Below are 18,707 nucleotides of genomic sequence, written 5' to 3'. Positions count from 1 at the left end.
TTGCCTCGCGTTTGCAGCTCATCGTTCAACCGGTCGATTGACTCTCCGTACGGCCGCCTCGTAGATTGATCGGTGACGGTTCTCCGCACGGAGATCAAAAGGGAACGTGGTACGAGATTGTCCCAACGCCGGGATTGTCCCAACGCCACGGCTGCCCCCGCAACTGTAAGCGGTGAATCTTTCGTCATATGCCACTGGGAATCTCGGTCCTGGGAAGGCGACGTAAGGTAACGACCCGCGAGCCAGGAGACCTGCCGTCAGCCGTGGTCACACGCGAAGATGTCGGTCGGGGAGTACAGGCATTAGCTTCACCGGAGCAATCGATTGCTCCGCCGTAAAGCCTCGTTCGCTGTGACGTGCCACTGACGTCATGCCGAGGTTACAACTGTGTCCCGTATTGTCTCTGCCGCCAGGCGCCTTCGCGCCGGTATCGTTGCTGCCGTTTTCCTCCATGCGATCGATCTCCCCACAGCTTTCGCGCAGCAAGCCGCCACCGAGCAGCTGCCGCCGGTCGAAGTGACCAGGCCCGACGATCAGAACCGTACACGCGCCAGGGCGATCGGCGACGGCGACACGGCGAGGCGGCGAGCCCCGAGTGGAGCGCCGGCAGGCAATGGCGCCGGCTCGTCCGGCTCCGGCGGCGAGGCGGTCGCCAGCAACGGAGGCATCGTCGGGGCCGCCACGACCGTCATCACGGCCGCGGATATCGCACATGCGCCCTCGCAGACGCTTGCCGAGATCATCGCGACGCAAGTCCCGGGTGCCCAGATCACAACGCTCTATGGCGGCCAGATCGGCGCGAAGACCAGCGTCGACCTGCGCGGCTTCGGCGCGTTTGCCACTGCCAATTCGCTGGTGCTGATCAACGGACGGCGGCTGAACGACATCGACATCGCGCAGGTGGACCTCTCCACTGTCCCGCTCAATTCCATTGAGCGTATCGAGATCACGCGCGGCAATGCCGGCGCGGTGCTCTATGGGGACAATGCGGTCGGCGGCGTGATCAACATCGTCACCAGGAACGGCGTCGGCGGGCCGCCCGTTGCCGCGCGCATCGAGGCCGGCTTCGGCTCGTTCGACACCAGGCTTGGCAATGTCTCGACGTCGCTCAATTCCGGTCCGTGGTCGACCTCGTTCTACGGCAATGCCGTCAAGACAGACGGCTACCGCGACAACAATCGCCTTGTCCAGGAGAATGGCGTCGGCAACCTGAACTACACGACATCAGACCTGACTGCTTTCGTCACCGTTACCGGCGACAATCAGGAGCTGCGATTGCCGGGCGGCCGCACCGTCGATCCGTCCATCGGCGTCGACGAACTCGCGACCAACCGACGGGGCACCAGCACACCCTTCAACTACGCCAACCAGCAGGGCTTTGGCGCGACGGCCGGCTTCACGAAGACGCTGGCCAACGGCATCGATCTCATCGTGGACGGCGGTGTGCGCGACAAGAAGCAGCAGAGCGCGTTCTTCTCCGGCCCAGCGCCGGTTCCCGCGTTGTTCACGTCCACCTATGTCGATGCCGATCTGACGACATGGTCGATCACGCCGCGGCTCAGCGTGAAGGGCTTGCTGCTGGGGATGCCGTCGCAACTGCTGACCGGCCTCGATTATTACGATGCGAGCTTTCAGCAGAACCGCGGCGCCGGCCAGGGGCTCGCGCCCTGGCACAATTACGATCTCAGGCAGCAGACGGTTGCGGGCTATTTTCAGCACGCATTGGGTGTGGCGCCGGCGACGGACGTCTCCTATGGCGTGCGGGTGCAGAACGTCAGTCTCTCGGCGCGCGATCATTTTGACGCCGCAGCTCCGTTCAACACCGACATCGGCGCGCTCCCGCTCAGGAGCGACGAGACCCAATACGCGCTGCATCTCGGTGCCGAGCATCGCCTCAATGACATGGTCTCGCTGTTCGGCCGCGCTGCGCGCGCATTCCGCACGCCGGATGTCGATGAGCGTGTGTCGTCGGGGCCGTCCTTCGATCCCTTTACCTTCGCGCCGATCCCGCAAACCTTCCAGCTCAAGACCCAGACCTCGCAGGATGTTGAGGGCGGGCTGCGCATCAAGGGAGGCGGGCTGCAATTGCAGAGCAGCCTCTATCTGATGGACCTCGCCAACGAGATCCACTTCAGTCCGATCCTGTTCTACAACACCAACCTCGATCCGACCCGTCGTTACGGCTCGGAGACCAGCCTGTCCTATCGCGTCAACGGCTCTCTGCTCCTGCGCTCCGGCATGGCCTATACAAGGGCCGTGTTTCGCGAGGGCGTCTGGGCCGGCAACGACGTGCCGCTGGTGTCGCGCTACACCGCGAGTGCAGGCGTCACTTGGAACATCTGGCAGAACTATGTGGTGCTCGACGCCACCGCGCGCTTCTGGAGCGAGCGGCGCATGGACAATGACCAGGCGGGAACACAGCGGCCGATCCCAGCCAATGGCACGATCGACCTCAAGCTCAGCGGTCAGTACGAGCGCTACTTCTGGTCTTTGAGCGTCAACAACGTGCTGAACGCGCTCTACTACGACTATGCGATCGCAAGCACCTTCACGGACGGCCGCTTCAGTGCCTATCCGCTGCCCGGCCGCACCTATCTGCTCAAGGCCGGCGCCAATTTCTGATCAAGGCTCTGACCGCGACGGGGGCTGTCATAGGCCCCCGAATGGACTAGAATTCGAAAAGAAGGAGATCACTCATGGCTCTCAGCACCCTGCCGCCTTACGCCGACCGTTTCCGGCTCCATCCGGTCGCGCCGCGCCTTGCATCGATGTTCTGCTTTGCGCTGCTGGCGGTGTCATGCGCGCTCGCAAGTCTTGCGCTCGCCTGCGCAACGCCCTTTGCGGCCTTCGCGGTCGTCGCGGCCGCGATGTTGCCGCTGCGGCCGGCACTGCTCGTCGTCAGCGGCGCGTGGCTCGTGAACCAGAGCATCGGCTTCGGCGTGCTGCACTATCCCGTTGCCGGCAGCACGATCGCCTGGGGCATTGTCATTGGCGCTGCTGCACTCGTCGCGACCGCCGCCTCGTCCGCCGCGCTCCGTGCGCTGGCGCATGGCCGCACGCCCCTGATGCTGGCGATCACATTCGTCCTCGCCTACGCGGCCTATGAGCTCGTGCTGCTCGCTGCGACGCCGGTCCTCGGCGGAGAGGGCGCCTTCACCGCGGCCATCGTGGCGCGGATTGGACTGACCGGCGCCGTCTGGCTCGCCGGCCTCGTCGCCGCCTGCGAGATCGTCCGCCTGGTCGATCCGTTCGGGCGCAAGGGCGCGATGTCGGCCTGAGCGGCCCTCTGAAAGCCCCGGATGGGAGCGCAGTGAAATCCGGGCTACGAGATCTTGCGTTGCCCGACGGGCAAAACACCCCCGCGGTCGGTCAATCCGCTTGCGCAAAAATATTCCACTTTGCCGAAATTCGGATTTGTCGTATGTGTCGCCCATCCCGGCTCAACCTTGAGGGGCGATCTTGTGTCGTCACGTTTCGCGAGCCGGGCTTGCGGTGGACGCGGCAGCGTCGGGCGCGAGAGGCGTGGGCAGGGCGGATTGCTCTCCGTGAGCCCAGGACTTCGTGCTGGATGAGCGACGCTGTCAGGTTCGTCTCGCCTGTAAGTTTCCGGCTCCGTCGACAGGGCTGGGAAAACTGCGGCGAAATGGCGGGCCGTGCGTACGGCAAAACCGTGTGGTCCTGGCCGTCGTTGCTACGGTCAAGCTCCTGCGGATGCGGCCGTCGCGTCAACCGGCGCGATGTCGGCGACTTTCGCGAGAGTGAGGGAGGCCAGAACGAACTCGGCTCCCGGGAGAGCACGGCATAAGCCGTCCAACCACTGCGCAGGGAAGGCCGAGTGATTGGCTACACCTGTATGCTGCTGTGCGGTTTCTCTGCGCGTGCTTTCGCGCAGCAGACCGCGGGTGCCGTCGGGCACCCGGCCTTCCCTGCGCCCTCTCGATTGAGAGGGTGGAGCGATCAAGCAAAGCTCGGGCGAAATCCGCCGCGAGGATGCGAAGGCGTGTCTGCGATTTACGATGCGAGTTGGAGGATGACGCCGATGCATCTCGCTCCGTCATTGCGAGCGCAGCGAGGCAATCCAGAATCCGTCAGCGGAAAGACTCTGGACTGCTTCGCTGCGCTCGCCACGACCATGTGGAGAGTGCGTGTCCACTGCCGGGGATGGCGGGCTTGGTGATGTCGACAGCGACTCACTCCAAGGTGTGGTGCGTGATCGGGCGCGTCGTACCCGCCTGGAAATCTCAGGTTGTGGATTGTCATCTTCGCGGGGGTATCCCAGTAGGCCGATCCGTGTCTTCCCGGTAACGAATGTGCCATCCACGCAACACTCCTTCCGGATTAAGCCCTCATCGTCAGCCGTTCGCATCACCGCCGCTTTTTAGCCACACCCGAACATGAATAAAATTGCTCGAATGTTTTAGGGGCAGCGGCGGTCCTCGAGGCGAACGGGAAATCCCAAGGTCGATTCAAATCTTGGGTCTGATTTTTCGGGTCTGAAAGGGTTGGCCGGGGAAACTGGTTTGCGATGAACGCAAAGACCAACATCAAGCAGAGGCTGCCGAGCCGTCACGTGACGGAAGGCCCTGCGCGCGCGCCCCATCGGTCCTACTTCTACGCCATGGGTCTGACGACGGAGCAGATCCACCAGCCCTTCGTCGGCGTCGCCTCCTGCTGGAACGAGGCCGCGCCCTGCAACATCGCTTTGATGCGCCAGGCGCAGGCGGTGAAGAAGGGCGTCGCGCATGCCGGCGGCACACCCCGCGAATTCTGCACCATCACCGTGACCGACGGCATCGCCATGGGCCATGACGGCATGCGCTCCTCGCTGCCGTCGCGCGAATGCATCGCCGATTCCGTCGAGCTGACCGTCCGCGGCCATGCCTATGACGCCCTCGTCGGCCTTGCCGGCTGCGACAAGTCGCTGCCGGGCATGATGATGGCGATGGTTCGCCTCAACGTGCCCTCGATCTTCATCTATGGCGGCTCGATCCTGCCCGGCAACTTCCGCGGGCAGCAGGTCACCGTGCAGGACATGTTCGAGGCCGTCGGCAAGCACTCGGTCGGCGCCATGTCGGACGAGGATCTCGACGAGATCGAGCGCGTGGCGTGCCCCTCGGCGGGTGCCTGCGGCGCGCAGTTCACGGCCAACACCATGGCGACCGTCTCGGAAGCCATCGGCCTTGCGCTGCCTTACTCGGCCGGTGCTCCGGCACCGTATGAAATCCGCGACGCCTTCTGCATGACCGCGGGCGAGAAGGTGATGGAGCTGATCGCCCAGAACATCCGGCCGCGCGACATCGTCACCCGCAAGGCGCTGGAGAATGCCGCAGCCGTTGTCGCGGCTTCCGGCGGCTCGACCAATGCTGCGCTGCACCTGCCGGCGATCGCGCACGAGTGCGGCATCAAGTTCGATCTGTTTGACGTCGCCGAAATCTTCAAAAAGACACCTTATGTCGCGGATTTGAAGCCGGGCGGCCGTTATGTCGCCAAAGACATGTTTGAAGTAGGTGGCATCCCGCTTCTGATGAAGACGCTGCTCGACAACGGATTTCTCCACGGCGACTGCATTACGGTCACCGGTCGAACGATCGCCGAAAACCTCAAGAGCGTGAAGTGGAATCCGCACCAGGATGTGGTGCACCCGGCAGACAAGCCGATCACCGTCACCGGTGGTGTGGTGGGTCTGAAGGGCAATTTGGCGCCAGAAGGTGCGATCGTGAAAGTCGCGGGAATGTCCAACCTGAGGTTTACCGGTCCGGCACGCTGCTTCGACCGGGAAGAGGACGCCTTCGAGGCCGTCCAGAACCGCACATACCGCGAAGGCGAAGTCATCGTGATCCGCTACGAGGGCCCCAAGGGCGGCCCCGGCATGCGGGAAATGCTCCAGACCACCGCGGCGCTGACCGGGCAGGGCATGGGCGGCAAGATCGCGCTCATCACCGACGGCCGCTTCTCCGGCGCCACCCGCGGCTTCTGCATCGGCCATGTCGGGCCGGAAGCCGCCATCGGCGGCCCGATCGGGCTGCTCGAGGATGGCGACATCATCGAGATCGACGCAGTCGCCGGCACCCTTAACGTAAAATTGAGCGACCAGGAGCTTGCCCAGCGCAAGACCAAATGGAGCGCTCGCGCGACTAACCACACGACGGGCGCGCTCTGGAAATATGCTCAGCAGGTTGGACCAGCGGTCGGGGGGGCGGTCACCCATCCGGGCGGTGCGCACGAGAAACAGTGCTATGCGGACATCTAGGCGTGCCATTGTTGCGTTTGTGTTAGGGGCCAGTGCGCTGGCCGTGCCGGCGCTCGCCTTCGACGGCGCGCCGGTCAACCAGAAGGACGCGACCATCCCTGTCGTGACCACCTTGCCGGGGGCCGCGGGTGCGGTGCGCAGCAAGGTGCCGCCGGCGACCCAGGAAACCTCGCTCAGCGCCCTGCAATATGCCGCCGAGGGCGGCCATCCGATCGCGCAGTGGAAGCTCGGCCGCATGTACGCCAATGGCGACGGCGTCGCCCAGGACGACGTGCGCGCATTCGAATATTTCAGCCGGATCGCCAACGCGCATGCGGAGGACAGTCCCTCGGCGCCTCAGGCGCAGATCGTGGCCAATGCCTTCGTCGCGCTCGGCCGCTACTATCTCAGCGGCATCCCGAATTCGAAGATCAAGCCGGACCAGGACCGGGCGCGGGAGATGTTCTCCTATGCGGCCTCCTATTTCGGCAATGCGGACGCGCAGTACGATCTCGCCCGACTGTATCTGAAGACGCCGGACGCCTCGCGCGAGGATTTCCGCTATGGTGCGCGCTGGCTCGGGCTCGCCGCGCAGAAGGGCCAGCACGAGGCCCAAGCGCTGCTCGGCCAGATGCTGTTCAACGGCGATCGCCTGCCGCGGCAGGCCGCCCGCGGCCTGATGTGGCTGACGCTGGCGCGCGACAGCGCCGGCAGCGAAGAGACCTGGATCAAGGAAAGCTACAATCGCGCCTTCGCGAAAGCCTCGGACGACGACCGCGCCATGTGCCTGCAAATGCTGGAACAGTGGGTGCAGGGCCGCCGGGAGTAATCACTGTACGCAGTCATTCCGGGGCGATGCGAGGCATCGAACCCGGAATCTCGAGATTCCCCGGTGCGCAATTGCGCACCTGAGGTTCGGCTCTTCGAGCCGCCCCGGAATGACGACGATGATGGCTTACGCCGCCTCGAGATCCAGATCCGCCCATACCGGCACGTGGTCCGACGGCTTCTCCCAAGCCCGCACATAGCTGTCGATGCCGACATTGGCGAGCCGGTCGCTGGCCTGCGGCGACAGCAGCAGGTGGTCGATGCGCAGGCCATGGTTCTTCTGCCAGGCGCCGGCCTGGTAGTCCCAGAAGGTGTAGAGGCCCGGCTCGTCGGTGACGGCCCGCAAGGCATCGGTCAGGCCGAGGCCGAGCAGGGACTGAAAGCTCTCCCGCGTCTCCGTCTTGAACAGGGCGTCCTCGGTCCATGCCGCCGGATTGTGGACGTCGCGGGCATGCGGGATGACGTTGAAGTCGCCTGCGAGGATTAGCGGCTCCTCGGTCTTGAGGCGCTCCTTCGAATATTCAAGAAGTCGCGACATCCATTTGAGCTTATAGGGATATTTCTCGGTCCCGACCGGGTTGCCGTTGGGCAGATAGAGGCAGGCGATGCGCAGCACCCCGTGCTTGAGCGTCACCACGCCCTCGAGGAAGCGGGCATGGCTGTCCTCGTCGTCGCCGGCCAGCCCCGACTTGGTCTCGTCGAAGCGGAGCTTCGAGAGCAGGGCGACGCCGTTGAACGTCTTCTGCCCGTGCGTGACCACGTTGTAGCCGAGCGCCTCGATCTCCAGGCGCGGGAAGGCCTCATCGACGCATTTGATCTCCTGGAGGCAGACGATGTCCGGCTGGCACTCCTTCAGCCAGGTCAGGAGCAGGTCGATCCGCTGCCGGACCGAGTTGACGTTCCAGGTGGCTACTCTGATGGGCATTTCGACGGCTCCGGGCAGGGGCACCCGTTAGAACAAAATGCAAACGCCCCCGTCAAGGACGCCGCAAAATCTCCCACAAAATTAACCCGGCTTAAGCGGACCGCAGGCCATTGATACGGAAAAGGTTCCACGGATGGGATGGCGGGTCGAAACTTCACAACAGGCTGAACCGCGCGACGGACTGGTCGGCGCGTTCCTGTATTGGCTCGGCGGCTTCGAGATCGAGGACGGCCTGACCGCCGATCTCAGCGAGCGTGAGTTCGGCCGAATCCGCGCCAAGCAGATCGACGCGGTGACGCAGCTGATCCCGGTGACGATGGCCGTCACCATGCTCAACGTCGCCATTGTGCTGATCCTGTTCTGGGGCAGGGGCTGGAACGGCTTCCTCGCGATCTGGGGCCTGACGCTGGCCGCCACCGCCTCGCTCGCGGTACGTTCGTGGCGGCGGTCGCATCGGAACCCGCCGCAGGAGGCTTCGCCCCGCGCCGCACGGCACATGCTGCGGCAGGCCTTCTTCCTCGCCGCGATCTGGGGCACGCTGCCACTCGCGGTGTTCAGCCACATCGAGCCGACCAGTCAGCTGATCCTGGCCTGCCTGATGGTCGGCGTGATGTCCGGCGGCGCCTTCACGCTCTCGACCTTCCCGCGCGCCGGCCTCGTCTATCTCGCCACCATGACGGTCGGCTGCGCCGGCGCGCTGCTTTTGTGCGGCGCCGGGCCGTATCTGGTGACCGCGGGGTTCCTGCTGCTGTTCGCGTTCTTCATGGCGCGCAACATCGTCTCGCAAGGCAACCTGTTCCTCGGCAATCTCAAGGCCCAGCTCGAGCTCGAGCGTCAGACCGAGATCATCTCGCTGCTGCTGAAGGATTTCCAGGAGAACGCCAGCGACTGGCTGTGGCAGACCGACGCCGAGGGACACCTGGTTGACGTGCCCGAGCGCTTCGCCGATGTGGCGCAGCTGCCGCTTCCGCTGCTGAAGGGCTCGCATTTCGCTGACGTGCTCGACATGCTCTGCCCCGAGGACAAGAGCGCGGCCTACAACATCGTCGGCCTGATGGAACATGCCGAGCCGCTGCACGAAATGAACCTCAAGGTCGTTGCCGGCGGCGAGGCGCGGCTGTGGTCGCTGACGGCGAAGCCGGCCTACGACCGCGACGGCCAGTTCCTCGGCTATCGCGGCTTCGGCCGCGACGTGACCGAGCGCTGGCGCGCGGAAAAGGCCGAGGCCGAGAGCCGCGCCAAGTCCGACTTCCTCGCCGTGATGAGCCATGAGATCCGTACGCCCATGAACGGCGTGCTCGGGCTCGCCAGCATGCTGCTCGAGACCAAGCTCGATCCGGAGCAGCGCGAGGCCGTCGCCACGATCCGCGAGTCCGGCGACAACCTGCAGCGCATCCTCAACGACATCCTCGATCTGTCCAAGCTGGAGGCCGGCCGCTTCGCATTCGAGGCGATCGACTTCGCACCGCAGGCGCTGGTCGAGACGGTCGCGACCGTCGTGCGCGCGAGCGCAAAGAGCAAGGGGCTCACGGTCAAGGTCGAGCTCGATCCGAACCTGCCGCCGACGCTGCGCGGCGACGTCGCGCGCATCCGGCAGGTGCTGTTCAACCTCGCGTCCAACGCGGTGAAGTTCACCGACGACGGCGAGGTGACGATCTCGGCCACCTGCCAGACGCGGCGCGACCTTCTGGCGACCGTCGAATGGACCGTCAAGGACAGCGGCATCGGCATCGCGCCCGAAAAACTCGGCCTGCTCTTCAGCGATTTCGCCCAGGCCGACGCCTCGATCAGCCGCCGCTTCGGCGGCACCGGGCTTGGCCTTGCGATCTCCCGGCGCATCATCGAGCAGATGGGCGGCACGATCGGCGTCACCTCGACGCCGGGCGAGGGCTCAACCTTCCGCTTCACGCTGGTGCTGCCCTGGAGCCAGGCGCCGGCATCCGACCAGGCGGCCGGCCGCGACGAGGCCGACGAGCTCAAGGCGCATATCGCCGAGCTCGACCGGCCACTGAAGGTGCTGGTCGCCGAGGACGATGCCGTCAACCGCCTGGTCGTGAGCAAGATGCTCGGTGCCTTCGATGTCGAGCTGCGCGTCGTCACCGACGGCGTCGAGGCCGTCGCGGCGGCCTCGGAGGGGGACTACGATGTCGTTCTGATGGACGTGCGCATGCCCGACATGGACGGCCTTGCCGCAACCCGGGCGATCCGCGCGCAAGGCGGCCGCTTCGAGGCCCTGCCGATCATCGCGCTCACCGCCAACGCCTTCCCCGAAGACGTCAAGATCTGCCGCGAGGCGGGCATGTCGGACTTTTTGGCAAAGCCGCTGCGCAAGCCCGCGCTGGTCGCGGCGTTGCTGCGGGCGCTGAACCACGTGGCATCGGACGACGCGCCGCTTCAGCCGGAGCTGATGCCGGTCGAGGTCGAGTGGACAGAGGAAGAAAGGCAGATCACCGGCGCGTAAGCGCTCAGATCGAGAAGCTGGTCCCGCAGCCGCAGGACGCCGTCGCGTTGGGATTGTTGACGCGGAACGAGGCGCCGATCAGGTCGTCCACGAAATCGACCTGCGATCCCGCCAGGAAAGGCTGGGAGGCGGAATCGACCAGCACCACCGCATTGTCCTGCTCGATCACGAGATCGTCGTCGGTGCGGTCGCGGTCGATGTCGAACTTGTACTGAAAGCCGGAACAGCCGCCGCCCTCGACCGAGATGCGCAGCATCGCGCCTGACCCTTCGCCCTTGAGGATCTCCCCAATCCGGCGTGCGGCCCGGTCACTGATGGTCACGGCAGTCGTCATCTCAGGTCTCCGATCGTCGGTGGCGTCATACCAAGGTTACTCGCCCAATTCATTTGGTATCCCGCGTCCGGCATAGTTAAGTGCCACCATACGCAGAATCAAATGGATAGGGACTAAATTCGCCGTGTCCGTCGGAATGGCAGCCCCCCACGCGCCCTATGCCTGCGACCCCGATCGCAGCCGCGGCCGGCTGGTCGCCGAGCCCCCGAGCCGGACCCGCAGCCCGTTCCGCCGGGATTGCGACCGGGTGATCCACTCCACAGCGTTCCGCCGCCTGAAGTACAAGACCCAGGTCTTCGTGTTCCACGAGGGCGACCACTACCGCACCCGGCTGACCCATTCGCTGGAGGTGGCGCAGATCGCTCGCGCCCTGGCCCGGCAGCTCGGGCTCGACGAGGACCTCACCGAAACCCTGGCGCTCGCACACGATCTCGGCCATCCGCCGTTCGGGCACGCCGGGGAGCGGGCGCTGGATGCGTGCCTGAAGGAATTTGGCGGCTTCGACCATAATGCCCAGGCCTTGCGCGTCGTCGCGGCGCTGGAGCACCGCTACCCCGAATTCGACGGGCTGAACCTGACCTGGGAATCGCTGGAGGGCATCGTCAAGCACAACGGCCCGCTGACCGATCGCAGCGGTGCGCCGGTCGGACACTATCGCGAGCATGGCATTCCCGTCGGCATCGCCGACTACATCAAGGTCTACGATCTCGAATTGTGGAGCTTCGCCTCGCTGGAGGCGCAGGTCGCCGCGATCGCCGACGACATCGCCTATGACGCCCACGACATCGACGACGGCCTGCGTGCCGGCCTGTTCGACCTCGACGATCTCAAGGCGATGCCGCTCACAGCTGCGATCATCGCCGAAACCTCAGCGCATTATCCCGATCTCGAAGATGTCAGGCGCGGCGCCGAGCTGGTGCGCGAGCTGATCTCGCATCTGATCGGTGCGGTGTTTGCGGAGGCGCAGAAGAACCTTGCCGCCACCAAGCCGCAATCGGCCCAGGACGTGCGCCAACAGAGCCGGGCGCTGATCGCGTTCCCCGCTGACGTCGCCGAGGAGGAGGCCGCCATCAAGCGCTTCCTCTACCAGCACATGTACCGTCACAAGCGGGTGATGCGGGTGATGGGGGAGGCCGAACAGATCCTGTTCGACCTGTTCGCGAAATACCTGAAATCGCCGGCCGAGCTGCCGCCGGAATGGCTCACGGGGGCGGAGGCGGACAATGAGGGCGACCGGGCCCGGCGGATCGGCAATTTCATTGCCGGAATGACCGACCGTTTCGCCCTGACCGAGCACCAGCGGCTCTTTGACTCGACCCCGGATTTGCGTTAGGCGGCGGCCATGCCCGACACATCCTCATCCCTGCACCTGTTCGCTGACGTGCTCGCACGCGTGCACGCCGCCTGCCGCGCGCTCGCGGCGGATGCCAGCTGGCCCGAGGGCATCGATTTCTCGCGCGTGGTGGTCGAGCCGCCGCGCGATGTCTCCCATGGCGACATGGCGACCAACGCCGCGATGGTGCTTGCGAAAGAGGCAAAGGCGAAGCCCCGCGATCTCGCCGAGCAGATCGCCGAGCGGCTGCGTGCCGACGCGCTGATCGCCAAGGTCGATGTCGCCGGTCCCGGCTTCATCAATCTGACGCTGAAGCCGGCTGCCTGGGCGGAAGCGCTGCGCACCGTGCTGCGCGAGGGCGCCGATTACGGCCGCGTCCGCGGCGGCTCGAAGGTCAACGTCGAATACGTCTCGGCCAATCCGACCGGACCGATGCATGTCGGTCATTGCCGCGGCGCCGTGTTCGGCGACGCGCTGGCAAGCCTGCTCCAGTTCGGCGGCCACGACGTCACGCGCGAATATTACATCAACGATGCCGGCGCGCAGGTCGACGTGCTCGCGCGCTCCGCTTTCCTCAGGTATCGCGAGGCGCTGGGCGAGGATATCGGCGCGATTCCGGAGGGCCTTTATCCCGGTGACTATTTGAAGCCGGTTGGGCAGGCGCTGGCGAAGGAGCATGGCGACAAGCTGCGGACGATGAGCAAAGCCGAATGGCTGCCGACCGTGCGCGCCAAGGCGATCGCGATGATGATTGACGAGATCAAGGACGATCTCGCCGCCCTCAACATCCGCCACGACGTGTTCTTCTCGGAGCGCTCGCTGATCGAGAGCGGCAACAACAAGGTTGCCGAGACCATCGATTTCCTGAAGGCCAAGGGCGACATCTACGAGGGGCGCCTGCCGCCGCCGAAGGGCGCGCCGGTCGAGGATTGGGAAGACCGCGAGCAGCTGCTGTTCAAGGCGACCGCCTATGGCGACGACGTCGATCGTCCGCTGATCAAGTCGGACAATTCCTATACCTACTTCGCCTCCGACATCGCCTACCACAAGAACAAGTTCGACCGTGGTTTTGCGGAGATGATCGACGTCTGGGGCGCCGACCATGGTGGCTACATCAAGCGCATGCAGGCGGCAGTGAAGGCGACGACCTCCGGCAAGGGCGCGCTCGACGTCAAGATCGTCCAGCTCGTGAAGCTGCTGCGCAACGGCGAGCCGGTGAAAATGTCGAAGCGGAGCGGGGACTTCGTCACCTTGCGTGAGGTGGTGGATGAAGTCGGCCAGGACGCCGTCCGCTTCATGATGTTGTATCGCAAGAACGACGCGGTGCTCGACTTCGACCTCGCCAAGGTCATGGAACAGTCGCGCGACAACCCGGTGTTCTACGTCCAGTACGGCCACGCCCGCGGTCACTCGATCTTCCGCAACGCGCGGGCCGAGGTGTTCCCGGACCTGCCGGATGATACCGCCAAGCGCATCGCCTGGCTCAGTGAGTCGGCGGTGGAGCGGCTGTCGGACCCGGTGGAGCTCGACCTTCTCAAGCGTCTCGCAATTTATCCGCGGATGCTGGAAGCCGCCGCCGCGGCCCATGAGCCGCACCGGATTGCCTTTTATCTCTATGACTTAGCGAGCGAATTTCACGCACTTTGGACGAAGGGGCGCGATTTGCCCTATTTACGCTTCATTATCAATAATGATGCAGATCTTACAAAGGCGCGACTGGCCATGGTCCAGGGCGTCGTCTCGGTCCTGGCATCGGGCCTCGCCATCCTCGGCGTCCATGCCCCGGACGAGATGCGGTAGTTTGGGGCGAACTACTTAAGGGGAATTAGGGGGTAACCGGCAGAAGCCGGACCGCTTAGACTTGGTTGAAAGCCTTGTGGGTCGAAGGCCGTGCCTTGGTCGAGGGGCGCGCGGCTTTCCCGAAGGGACGCATCATCACGATGGCCGAACGATATCAGGACAGACCGTTTCCTTCCGATGACTATGGTCGCGGCGGCGATCAGCATGGGAAGGCGGAAAATGATCCCTTGGCCGAGCTCGCCCGTCTGATCGGACAGACCGATCCATTTGCAGCGCAGGGGCGGCCCACCGCGCGCCCGCCGGCCGCACCGGCGCCCGCCCAGAGCTATCAGGAAGACGACTATCGTCAGGACGATGACCAGCAGGACTATGCCGCGCAGGCGCCGTCGGCTCCGCCCGGGCCGCCCTCATGGATGCGGCGCGCCAACGTGCAGCCGCAGCCGGCACCCGCGCCGGAGCCTGACTACCCCGTCTCCGTGAACCCGGTTCATCCGTTGCATCGCTATTCAGCCCAGCCGACCGCGGCCGAGCCTGATTTCCATCAGCCGCAGGCCTATCAGGATCACGCTTATCAAGATCAGCCTCATCAGGCTCCGGCTTATCAGCAGGATCAAGCCTATCAGCAGGAGCAGGCCTACCAGGAGCCGTACGCGCAGCCCGATCCGTCGCGCTATGACGATGCGCTCTACGGCAAGCTGGAGGCGGGTGAGCAGGACTATCAGCGCGATCCGGCCTATCCGGACGATCCCTACGCATTCCAGAGCGACTATCCCGAGGCCGATCTCGACGAGCCGAAGAAGCAGCGCGGCGGGATGATGACGGTCGCGGCGATCCTGGCGCTTGCCGTGGTCGGCACTGGCGCGGCCTTCGCCTACAAGACCTATGTCGGCTCGCCCCGCAGCGGCGAGCCGCCGATCATCAAGGCCGACAACACGCCCACCAAGATCGTGCCCGCGCCGACGGATTCCTCGGCCAAGGTGCCCGATCGCATGGTCAGCGGCGATGGCACCGAGAAGATCGTGCCGCGCGAGGAAGCGCCTGTTGACGTCAACGCCAAGGCGGGCGGTCCCCGCGTGGTGTTCCCGCCGCTGAACCCGAATGCGAACCCGCCGCCGGTGGCGAGCGTGTCGCCGTCCACGATCCCGCCGCCGAGCGCGGGTCCGATTCCGAGCAACGGTACGCTGCCGAACAATTCGCCGCGCACGATCCGGACCGTGGCCGTGAGGGGCGATCAGACCGATAGCGCCACGCCGCAATCGGCCGCTGCTGCCAAGTCGGCTACTCCGCCGAAGCCGGTCGCTGCGCCGCCCGCGCCGCGCACGCCGCCGACCTCGGCCAATGCCAGCGCCAACCAGCCGCTCTCGCTGGCACCGCAATCGACGCCCGCAGCCGAGCCGCCGCAGCGGATGGCTGCGACCAATCCGACGCAGATCGCGCCCGCCAGCAGTGGCGGCGGTGGCTACATTGTGCAGGTCTCCTCGCAGCAGAGCGAGGACAGCGCCGCCGCGTCGTACCGGGTGCTTCAGAGCAAGTACGGCAGCGTGCTCGGATCGCGCTCGCCGGTGATCAAGCGGGTCGATCTCACCGACAAGGGCAAGGGCATCGTCTATCGCGCCTTCGCCGGTCCCTATGGCTCGGCCGAGGAGGCGACGCAGGCCTGCAACAGCCTGAAGTCCGCAGGCCTGTCCGCCTGCTTCGTCCAGAGGAATTAACGGCCGTTTCCTTGACCCCCTCGCGGGGCAGGGTTAATCGGCCCTTATGAGCACGCGGGCCTTCATTACCGGCGTATCCGGAACGGAACTGACCGCCGCCGAGCGGGAGTTTATCCGTGCGGAGCGCCCATGGGGCTTCATCCTCTTCAAGCGCAATATCGCCACGCCGGCTCAAGTTGCTGCATTGGTTGCAGAATTGCGCGCGGTTGCGAACGCGCCCGACGCCCCCGTCCTGATCGATCAGGAGGGTGGACGGGTGCAGCGGCTGGGTCCGCCGCACTGGCCCGTCTATCCGCCGGGCGCCGTATTCGCGAATCTGTACGACAGTGATTCGGCGCTTGGGCTCACCGCGGCACGCCTCAGCGCGCGGCTGATCGCGGCCGACCTCGCCGATCTCGGCATTACCGTGGATTGCTTGCCGCTGGCTGACGTGCCGGTTCAGGGCGCGGATGCCGTCATCGGGAACCGGGCCTACGGCACCGAACCTCGCAAGGTCGCTGCGATCGCGCGCGCGGTGACCAAGGGCCTGGAGCAGGGTGGCGTGCTGCCAGTCCTCAAGCACATTCCCGGCCACGGCCGCGCCACCGCCGATACCCATTTCAAGCTGCCGACCGTCGACACGCCCAGGGACGAGCTGGAGCGGACCGACTTCGCGGCGTTCAAGCCGCTGGCGGACCTGCCGATGGCCATGACTGCACATGTTGTGTTTAGCGCGGTCGACCCCGCCCATCCGGCGACGACATCTGCGACAATGATTGCTCAGGTGATTCGCGGCGCAATCGGGTTCCAGGGTTTGTTAATGAGTGATGACGTGTCGATGAACGCGCTGGAGGGAAGCATCGCCGATCGGACCCGCGCCATCTTCGCGGCCGGCTGCGACATGGCTCTGCATTGCAACGGCAACATCGAGGAGATGCGTGAGGTCGCCGGCCAGACGCCTGAACTGTCCGGCAAGGCGCTGGAGCGGGCGACAGCCGCGCTCGCGGCGCGCAAGGCGCCGCAGCCATTCGACCGGGCGGCCGCACGCGCCGAACTGGACGCATTGATCGTACGGGCAAACACGGCATCCGCATGACCGCAGAAATCCTATCGTTTGAAACCGGGCGGCCTGCAGAGCTCGCCGAGGGTGAGCCGGCGTTGGTGGTGGACGTCGAGGGCTATGAAGGCCCGCTCGACCTCCTGCTCGCGTTGGCGCGGCAGCAGAAGGTCGATCTCGCCAAGATCTCGATCCTGGCGCTGGCCGACCAGTATCTCCACTTCATCGAAGCCGCGCGAAAGATCCGGCTCGAGCTCGCCGCCGACTACCTCGTGATGGCCGCGTGGCTCGCCTTCCTGAAGTCGCGCCTGCTGCTGCCGGAGCCGCCGAGCGCGGAAGGGCCGAGCGCCGAGGAGATGGCGACCGCGCTTGCCAACCGCCTGCGCCGGCTGGAAGCCATTCGCGAAGCGGCCAACCGGCTGATGAACCGGCCGCAATTGCAGCGCGATATCTTCCCGCGCGGCGAGCCCGAACAGATCGCCGAGATCAAGCATCCGAAATACACCGCGACGCTGTACGACCTGCTCACCGCCTATGCCTCGCAGCGCCAGTCGCGCGTGTTGGCGAGCGTGCATCTGGCCAAGCGTACGGTGTGGTCGCTCGCCGAGGCGCGCGCCACGCTGGAGCGGCTGGTCGGCAGCATCAGCGAACAGGATGACTGGGGCGTGCTCGACGACTTCCTGATCCGGCACGTCGCCGATCCGACGCAGCGTGCCACGGTGTTCGCCTCGAGCTTCGCCGCCGCGCTGGAGCTGGTGCGCGAAGGTCAGCTCGAGCTGAACCAGAAAGAGGCGTTTGCGCCGATCTATTTCCGGAAGGGGCGTCCCAAACCGGTCCCTGACGCAGCTCCCGCGCCCGATGCGCCGGTCGCTTAAGTGCAAGAAGGAGAATCTGCCATGGCAAGCCTGGCTGAAGTGCGGGTAGACGAGGCCGAGCCGATGGAGAACGAATCCCAGGCACGTCCTGAAGAATTGCGGCTGCTGGAAGCGCTGCTGTTTGCGTCGAGTGAACCGCTGGATACCGCGACACTGGCCAAGCGCATGCCTGACGGCGTGGACGTCAAGGCCGCGCTCGAGCAGCTGCAGGCCGATTATGCCTCGCGTGGCGTGAACCTTGTGCGCGTCGCCAACAAATGGACCTTCCGCACCGCCGGCGATCTCGCCTGGCTGATGACGCGGGAGAGCACCGAGACCCGCCGCCTGTCGCGCGCGGCGATCGAGGTGCTGGCGATCATCGCCTATCACCAGCCTGTGACGCGCGCCGAGATCGAGGAGATCCGCGGTGTCGTCACCTCGAAGGGCACGCTCGACGTGCTGCTGGAGACCGGCTGGATCAAGCCGCGCGGCCGGCGCAAGACGCCGGGCCGTCCCTTGACCTTCGGAACCACCGAGGACTTCCTGTCGCAGTTCACCCTGGAACAGCTGGGCGATCTGCCGGGCCTGGAAGAGCTGAAGGGCACGGGCCTGCTGGATTCGCGCCTGCCGACCGGATTCAGCGTGCCGACGCCGTCCGATGACCCGCAATTGCGCGAAGACGAGGATCCGCTGGAACCGGGCGAGGACCTCGATCTCGCGCTGGCACCTGCGGTTGAGCCCGAGAGCCCGCCGGAAGGTGGCAATGAGGGCGGCGAGGGCGGCAGCGAGGACTAACCTCCCGGCCAATTACGGGCCCCCTGCGACCGGTTAACACTAGCAAGATTACGTAGCGCCAACAGCGAATTGGCGCCGGCTGGTCCTTGTTTTTGAGGCCTGCGGAGCCTACGTTCCGGTGAAGATCGGCCGGGTCCCCGGCCATGCGCGTTTGGAGGGTTGCAGGATGGGTTCACTCAGCATTTGGCACTGGATCTTGGTGATCGCAGTGGTCCTGCTGCTGTTCGGCCGCGGGAAGATTTCGGATCTGATGGGCGACGTGGCGCAGGGCATCAAGGCGTTCAAGAAGGGCATGCAGGACGACGACAAGCCCGCTGACAAGCCTGAGCCGGCCAAGTCCATCGAGCACAATGCCGCGCCGACCGCGGCACGCTCCGACGTCGGCAGCAAGGCCGTCTGA

14 protein-coding genes and 1 riboswitch are annotated in these 18,707 nt (G+C 65.3%); of the genes, 12 read left to right on the top strand and 2 right to left on the bottom strand.

Annotation, left to right across the window (positions count from 1 at the left end; genetic code table 11):
- Nucleotides 1–59 precede the first annotated feature (59 nt).
- Nucleotides 60–274: riboswitch (cobalamin riboswitch) on the top strand.
- A 113-nt stretch (nt 275–387) separates the two neighbouring features.
- The 4 genes from AAFG50_RS22660 (at nt 388) to AAFG50_RS22645 (ending at nt 7,058) form a co-directional block, all read left to right on the top strand.
- The gene (locus AAFG50_RS22660) at nt 388–2,622 is read left to right on the top strand and encodes a TonB-dependent receptor (protein WP_028171831.1); all 2,235 of its coding nucleotides are present in this window, start codon (nt 388–390) and stop codon (nt 2,620–2,622) included.
- Between the two features lie 74 nt (nt 2,623–2,696).
- Nucleotides 2,697–3,278, top strand: coding sequence for a hypothetical protein (locus AAFG50_RS22655; protein WP_028171832.1), 582 nt, complete (start codon nt 2,697–2,699; stop codon nt 3,276–3,278).
- A 1,247-nt stretch (nt 3,279–4,525) separates the two neighbouring features.
- Nucleotides 4,526–6,250, top strand: coding sequence for a dihydroxy-acid dehydratase (ilvD, locus tag AAFG50_RS22650; RefSeq protein WP_028171833.1), 1,725 nt, complete (start codon nt 4,526–4,528; stop codon nt 6,248–6,250).
- A complete protein-coding gene (locus tag AAFG50_RS22645) occupies nt 6,237–7,058 on the top strand; it encodes a tetratricopeptide repeat protein (protein ID WP_028171834.1) in 822 nt (273 codons plus the stop codon). Before ilvD ends, AAFG50_RS22645 begins: the two co-directional genes overlap by 14 nt.
- 126 nt (nt 7,059–7,184) lie before the next feature.
- Here the strand turns inward: AAFG50_RS22645 and xth are convergent, their stop codons facing one another.
- Complete coding sequence (gene xth / locus AAFG50_RS22640; RefSeq protein WP_039185184.1) at nt 7,185–7,982, bottom strand: exodeoxyribonuclease III; 798 nt, start codon at nt 7,980–7,982, stop codon at nt 7,185–7,187.
- A gap of 133 nt (nt 7,983–8,115) precedes the next feature.
- Here xth and AAFG50_RS22635 point away from each other — a divergent pair, with 133 nt between their 5' ends.
- Nucleotides 8,116–10,443, top strand: a complete 2,328-nt coding sequence (locus tag AAFG50_RS22635; RefSeq protein WP_271557906.1) for an ATP-binding protein — start codon at nt 8,116–8,118, stop codon at nt 10,441–10,443.
- 4 nt (nt 10,444–10,447) lie between these two features.
- Here the strand turns inward: AAFG50_RS22635 and erpA are convergent, their stop codons facing one another.
- Nucleotides 10,448–10,777 (bottom strand): iron-sulfur cluster insertion protein ErpA, encoded by a 330-nt coding sequence (erpA, locus tag AAFG50_RS22630; RefSeq protein WP_011087527.1) that lies wholly within the window; start codon nt 10,775–10,777, stop codon nt 10,448–10,450.
- Between the two features lie 124 nt (nt 10,778–10,901).
- Here erpA and AAFG50_RS22625 point away from each other — a divergent pair, with 124 nt between their 5' ends.
- The 7 genes from AAFG50_RS22625 (at nt 10,902) to AAFG50_RS22595 (ending at nt 18,707) form a co-directional block, all read left to right on the top strand.
- Nucleotides 10,902–12,110: a deoxyguanosinetriphosphate triphosphohydrolase gene (locus AAFG50_RS22625; RefSeq protein WP_028171837.1), complete on the top strand. Its 1,209-nt coding sequence runs from the start codon at nt 10,902–10,904 to the stop codon at nt 12,108–12,110.
- 9 nt (nt 12,111–12,119) lie between these two features.
- Nucleotides 12,120–13,910, top strand: coding sequence for an arginine--tRNA ligase (gene argS, locus AAFG50_RS22620; RefSeq protein WP_028171838.1), 1,791 nt, complete (start codon nt 12,120–12,122; stop codon nt 13,908–13,910).
- Nucleotides 13,911–14,050: 140 nt separating this feature from the next.
- A complete protein-coding gene (locus tag AAFG50_RS22615) occupies nt 14,051–15,622 on the top strand; it encodes an SPOR domain-containing protein (protein WP_028171839.1) in 1,572 nt (523 codons plus the stop codon).
- A 46-nt stretch (nt 15,623–15,668) separates the two neighbouring features.
- On the top strand, nt 15,669–16,697 hold the full coding sequence (gene nagZ, locus AAFG50_RS22610; protein WP_028171840.1) for a beta-N-acetylhexosaminidase: 1,029 nt from the start codon (nt 15,669–15,671) through the stop codon (nt 16,695–16,697).
- Nucleotides 16,694–17,533: a ScpA family protein gene (locus AAFG50_RS22605; RefSeq protein ID WP_011087521.1), complete on the top strand. Its 840-nt coding sequence runs from the start codon at nt 16,694–16,696 to the stop codon at nt 17,531–17,533. Before nagZ ends, AAFG50_RS22605 begins: the two co-directional genes overlap by 4 nt.
- Nucleotides 17,534–17,554: 21 nt before the next feature.
- Nucleotides 17,555–18,307, top strand: coding sequence for an SMC-Scp complex subunit ScpB (gene scpB / locus AAFG50_RS22600; RefSeq protein WP_028171841.1), 753 nt, complete (start codon nt 17,555–17,557; stop codon nt 18,305–18,307).
- Nucleotides 18,308–18,473: 166 nt separating this feature from the next.
- The gene (locus AAFG50_RS22595) at nt 18,474–18,707 is read left to right on the top strand and encodes a twin-arginine translocase TatA/TatE family subunit (protein WP_011087519.1); all 234 of its coding nucleotides are present in this window, start codon (nt 18,474–18,476) and stop codon (nt 18,705–18,707) included.

This window comes from Bradyrhizobium sp. B039 (genome assembly GCF_038965675.1).
GTDB classification, from domain to species: domain Bacteria; phylum Pseudomonadota; class Alphaproteobacteria; order Rhizobiales; family Xanthobacteraceae; genus Bradyrhizobium; species Bradyrhizobium diazoefficiens.
This window is presented reverse-complemented; position numbering and strand designations above follow the sequence as displayed.

Excerpts from the sequence above, each read along its gene's own strand:
- AAFG50_RS22655 (WP_028171832.1), top strand. The coding sequence starts at position 2,697 with ATGGCTCTCAGCACCCTGCCGCCTTACGCCGACCGTTTCCGGCTCCAT.
- ilvD (WP_028171833.1), top strand. The coding sequence starts at position 4,526 with ATGAACGCAAAGACCAACATCAAGCAGAGGCTGCCGAGCCGTCACGTG.
- AAFG50_RS22645 (WP_028171834.1), top strand. The coding sequence starts at position 6,237 with ATGCGGACATCTAGGCGTGCCATTGTTGCGTTTGTGTTAGGGGCCAGT.
- xth (WP_039185184.1), bottom strand. The coding sequence starts at position 7,982 with ATGCCCATCAGAGTAGCCACCTGGAACGTCAACTCGGTCCGGCAGCGG.
- AAFG50_RS22635 (WP_271557906.1), top strand. The coding sequence starts at position 8,116 with ATGGGATGGCGGGTCGAAACTTCACAACAGGCTGAACCGCGCGACGGA.
- erpA (WP_011087527.1), bottom strand. The coding sequence starts at position 10,777 with ATGACGACTGCCGTGACCATCAGTGACCGGGCCGCACGCCGGATTGGG.
- argS (WP_028171838.1), top strand. The coding sequence starts at position 12,120 with ATGCCCGACACATCCTCATCCCTGCACCTGTTCGCTGACGTGCTCGCA.
- AAFG50_RS22615 (WP_028171839.1), top strand. The coding sequence starts at position 14,051 with ATGGCCGAACGATATCAGGACAGACCGTTTCCTTCCGATGACTATGGT.
- nagZ (WP_028171840.1), top strand. The coding sequence starts at position 15,669 with ATGAGCACGCGGGCCTTCATTACCGGCGTATCCGGAACGGAACTGACC.
- AAFG50_RS22605 (WP_011087521.1), top strand. The coding sequence starts at position 16,694 with ATGACCGCAGAAATCCTATCGTTTGAAACCGGGCGGCCTGCAGAGCTC.
- scpB (WP_028171841.1), top strand. The coding sequence starts at position 17,555 with ATGGCAAGCCTGGCTGAAGTGCGGGTAGACGAGGCCGAGCCGATGGAG.
- AAFG50_RS22595 (WP_011087519.1), top strand. The coding sequence starts at position 18,474 with ATGGGTTCACTCAGCATTTGGCACTGGATCTTGGTGATCGCAGTGGTC.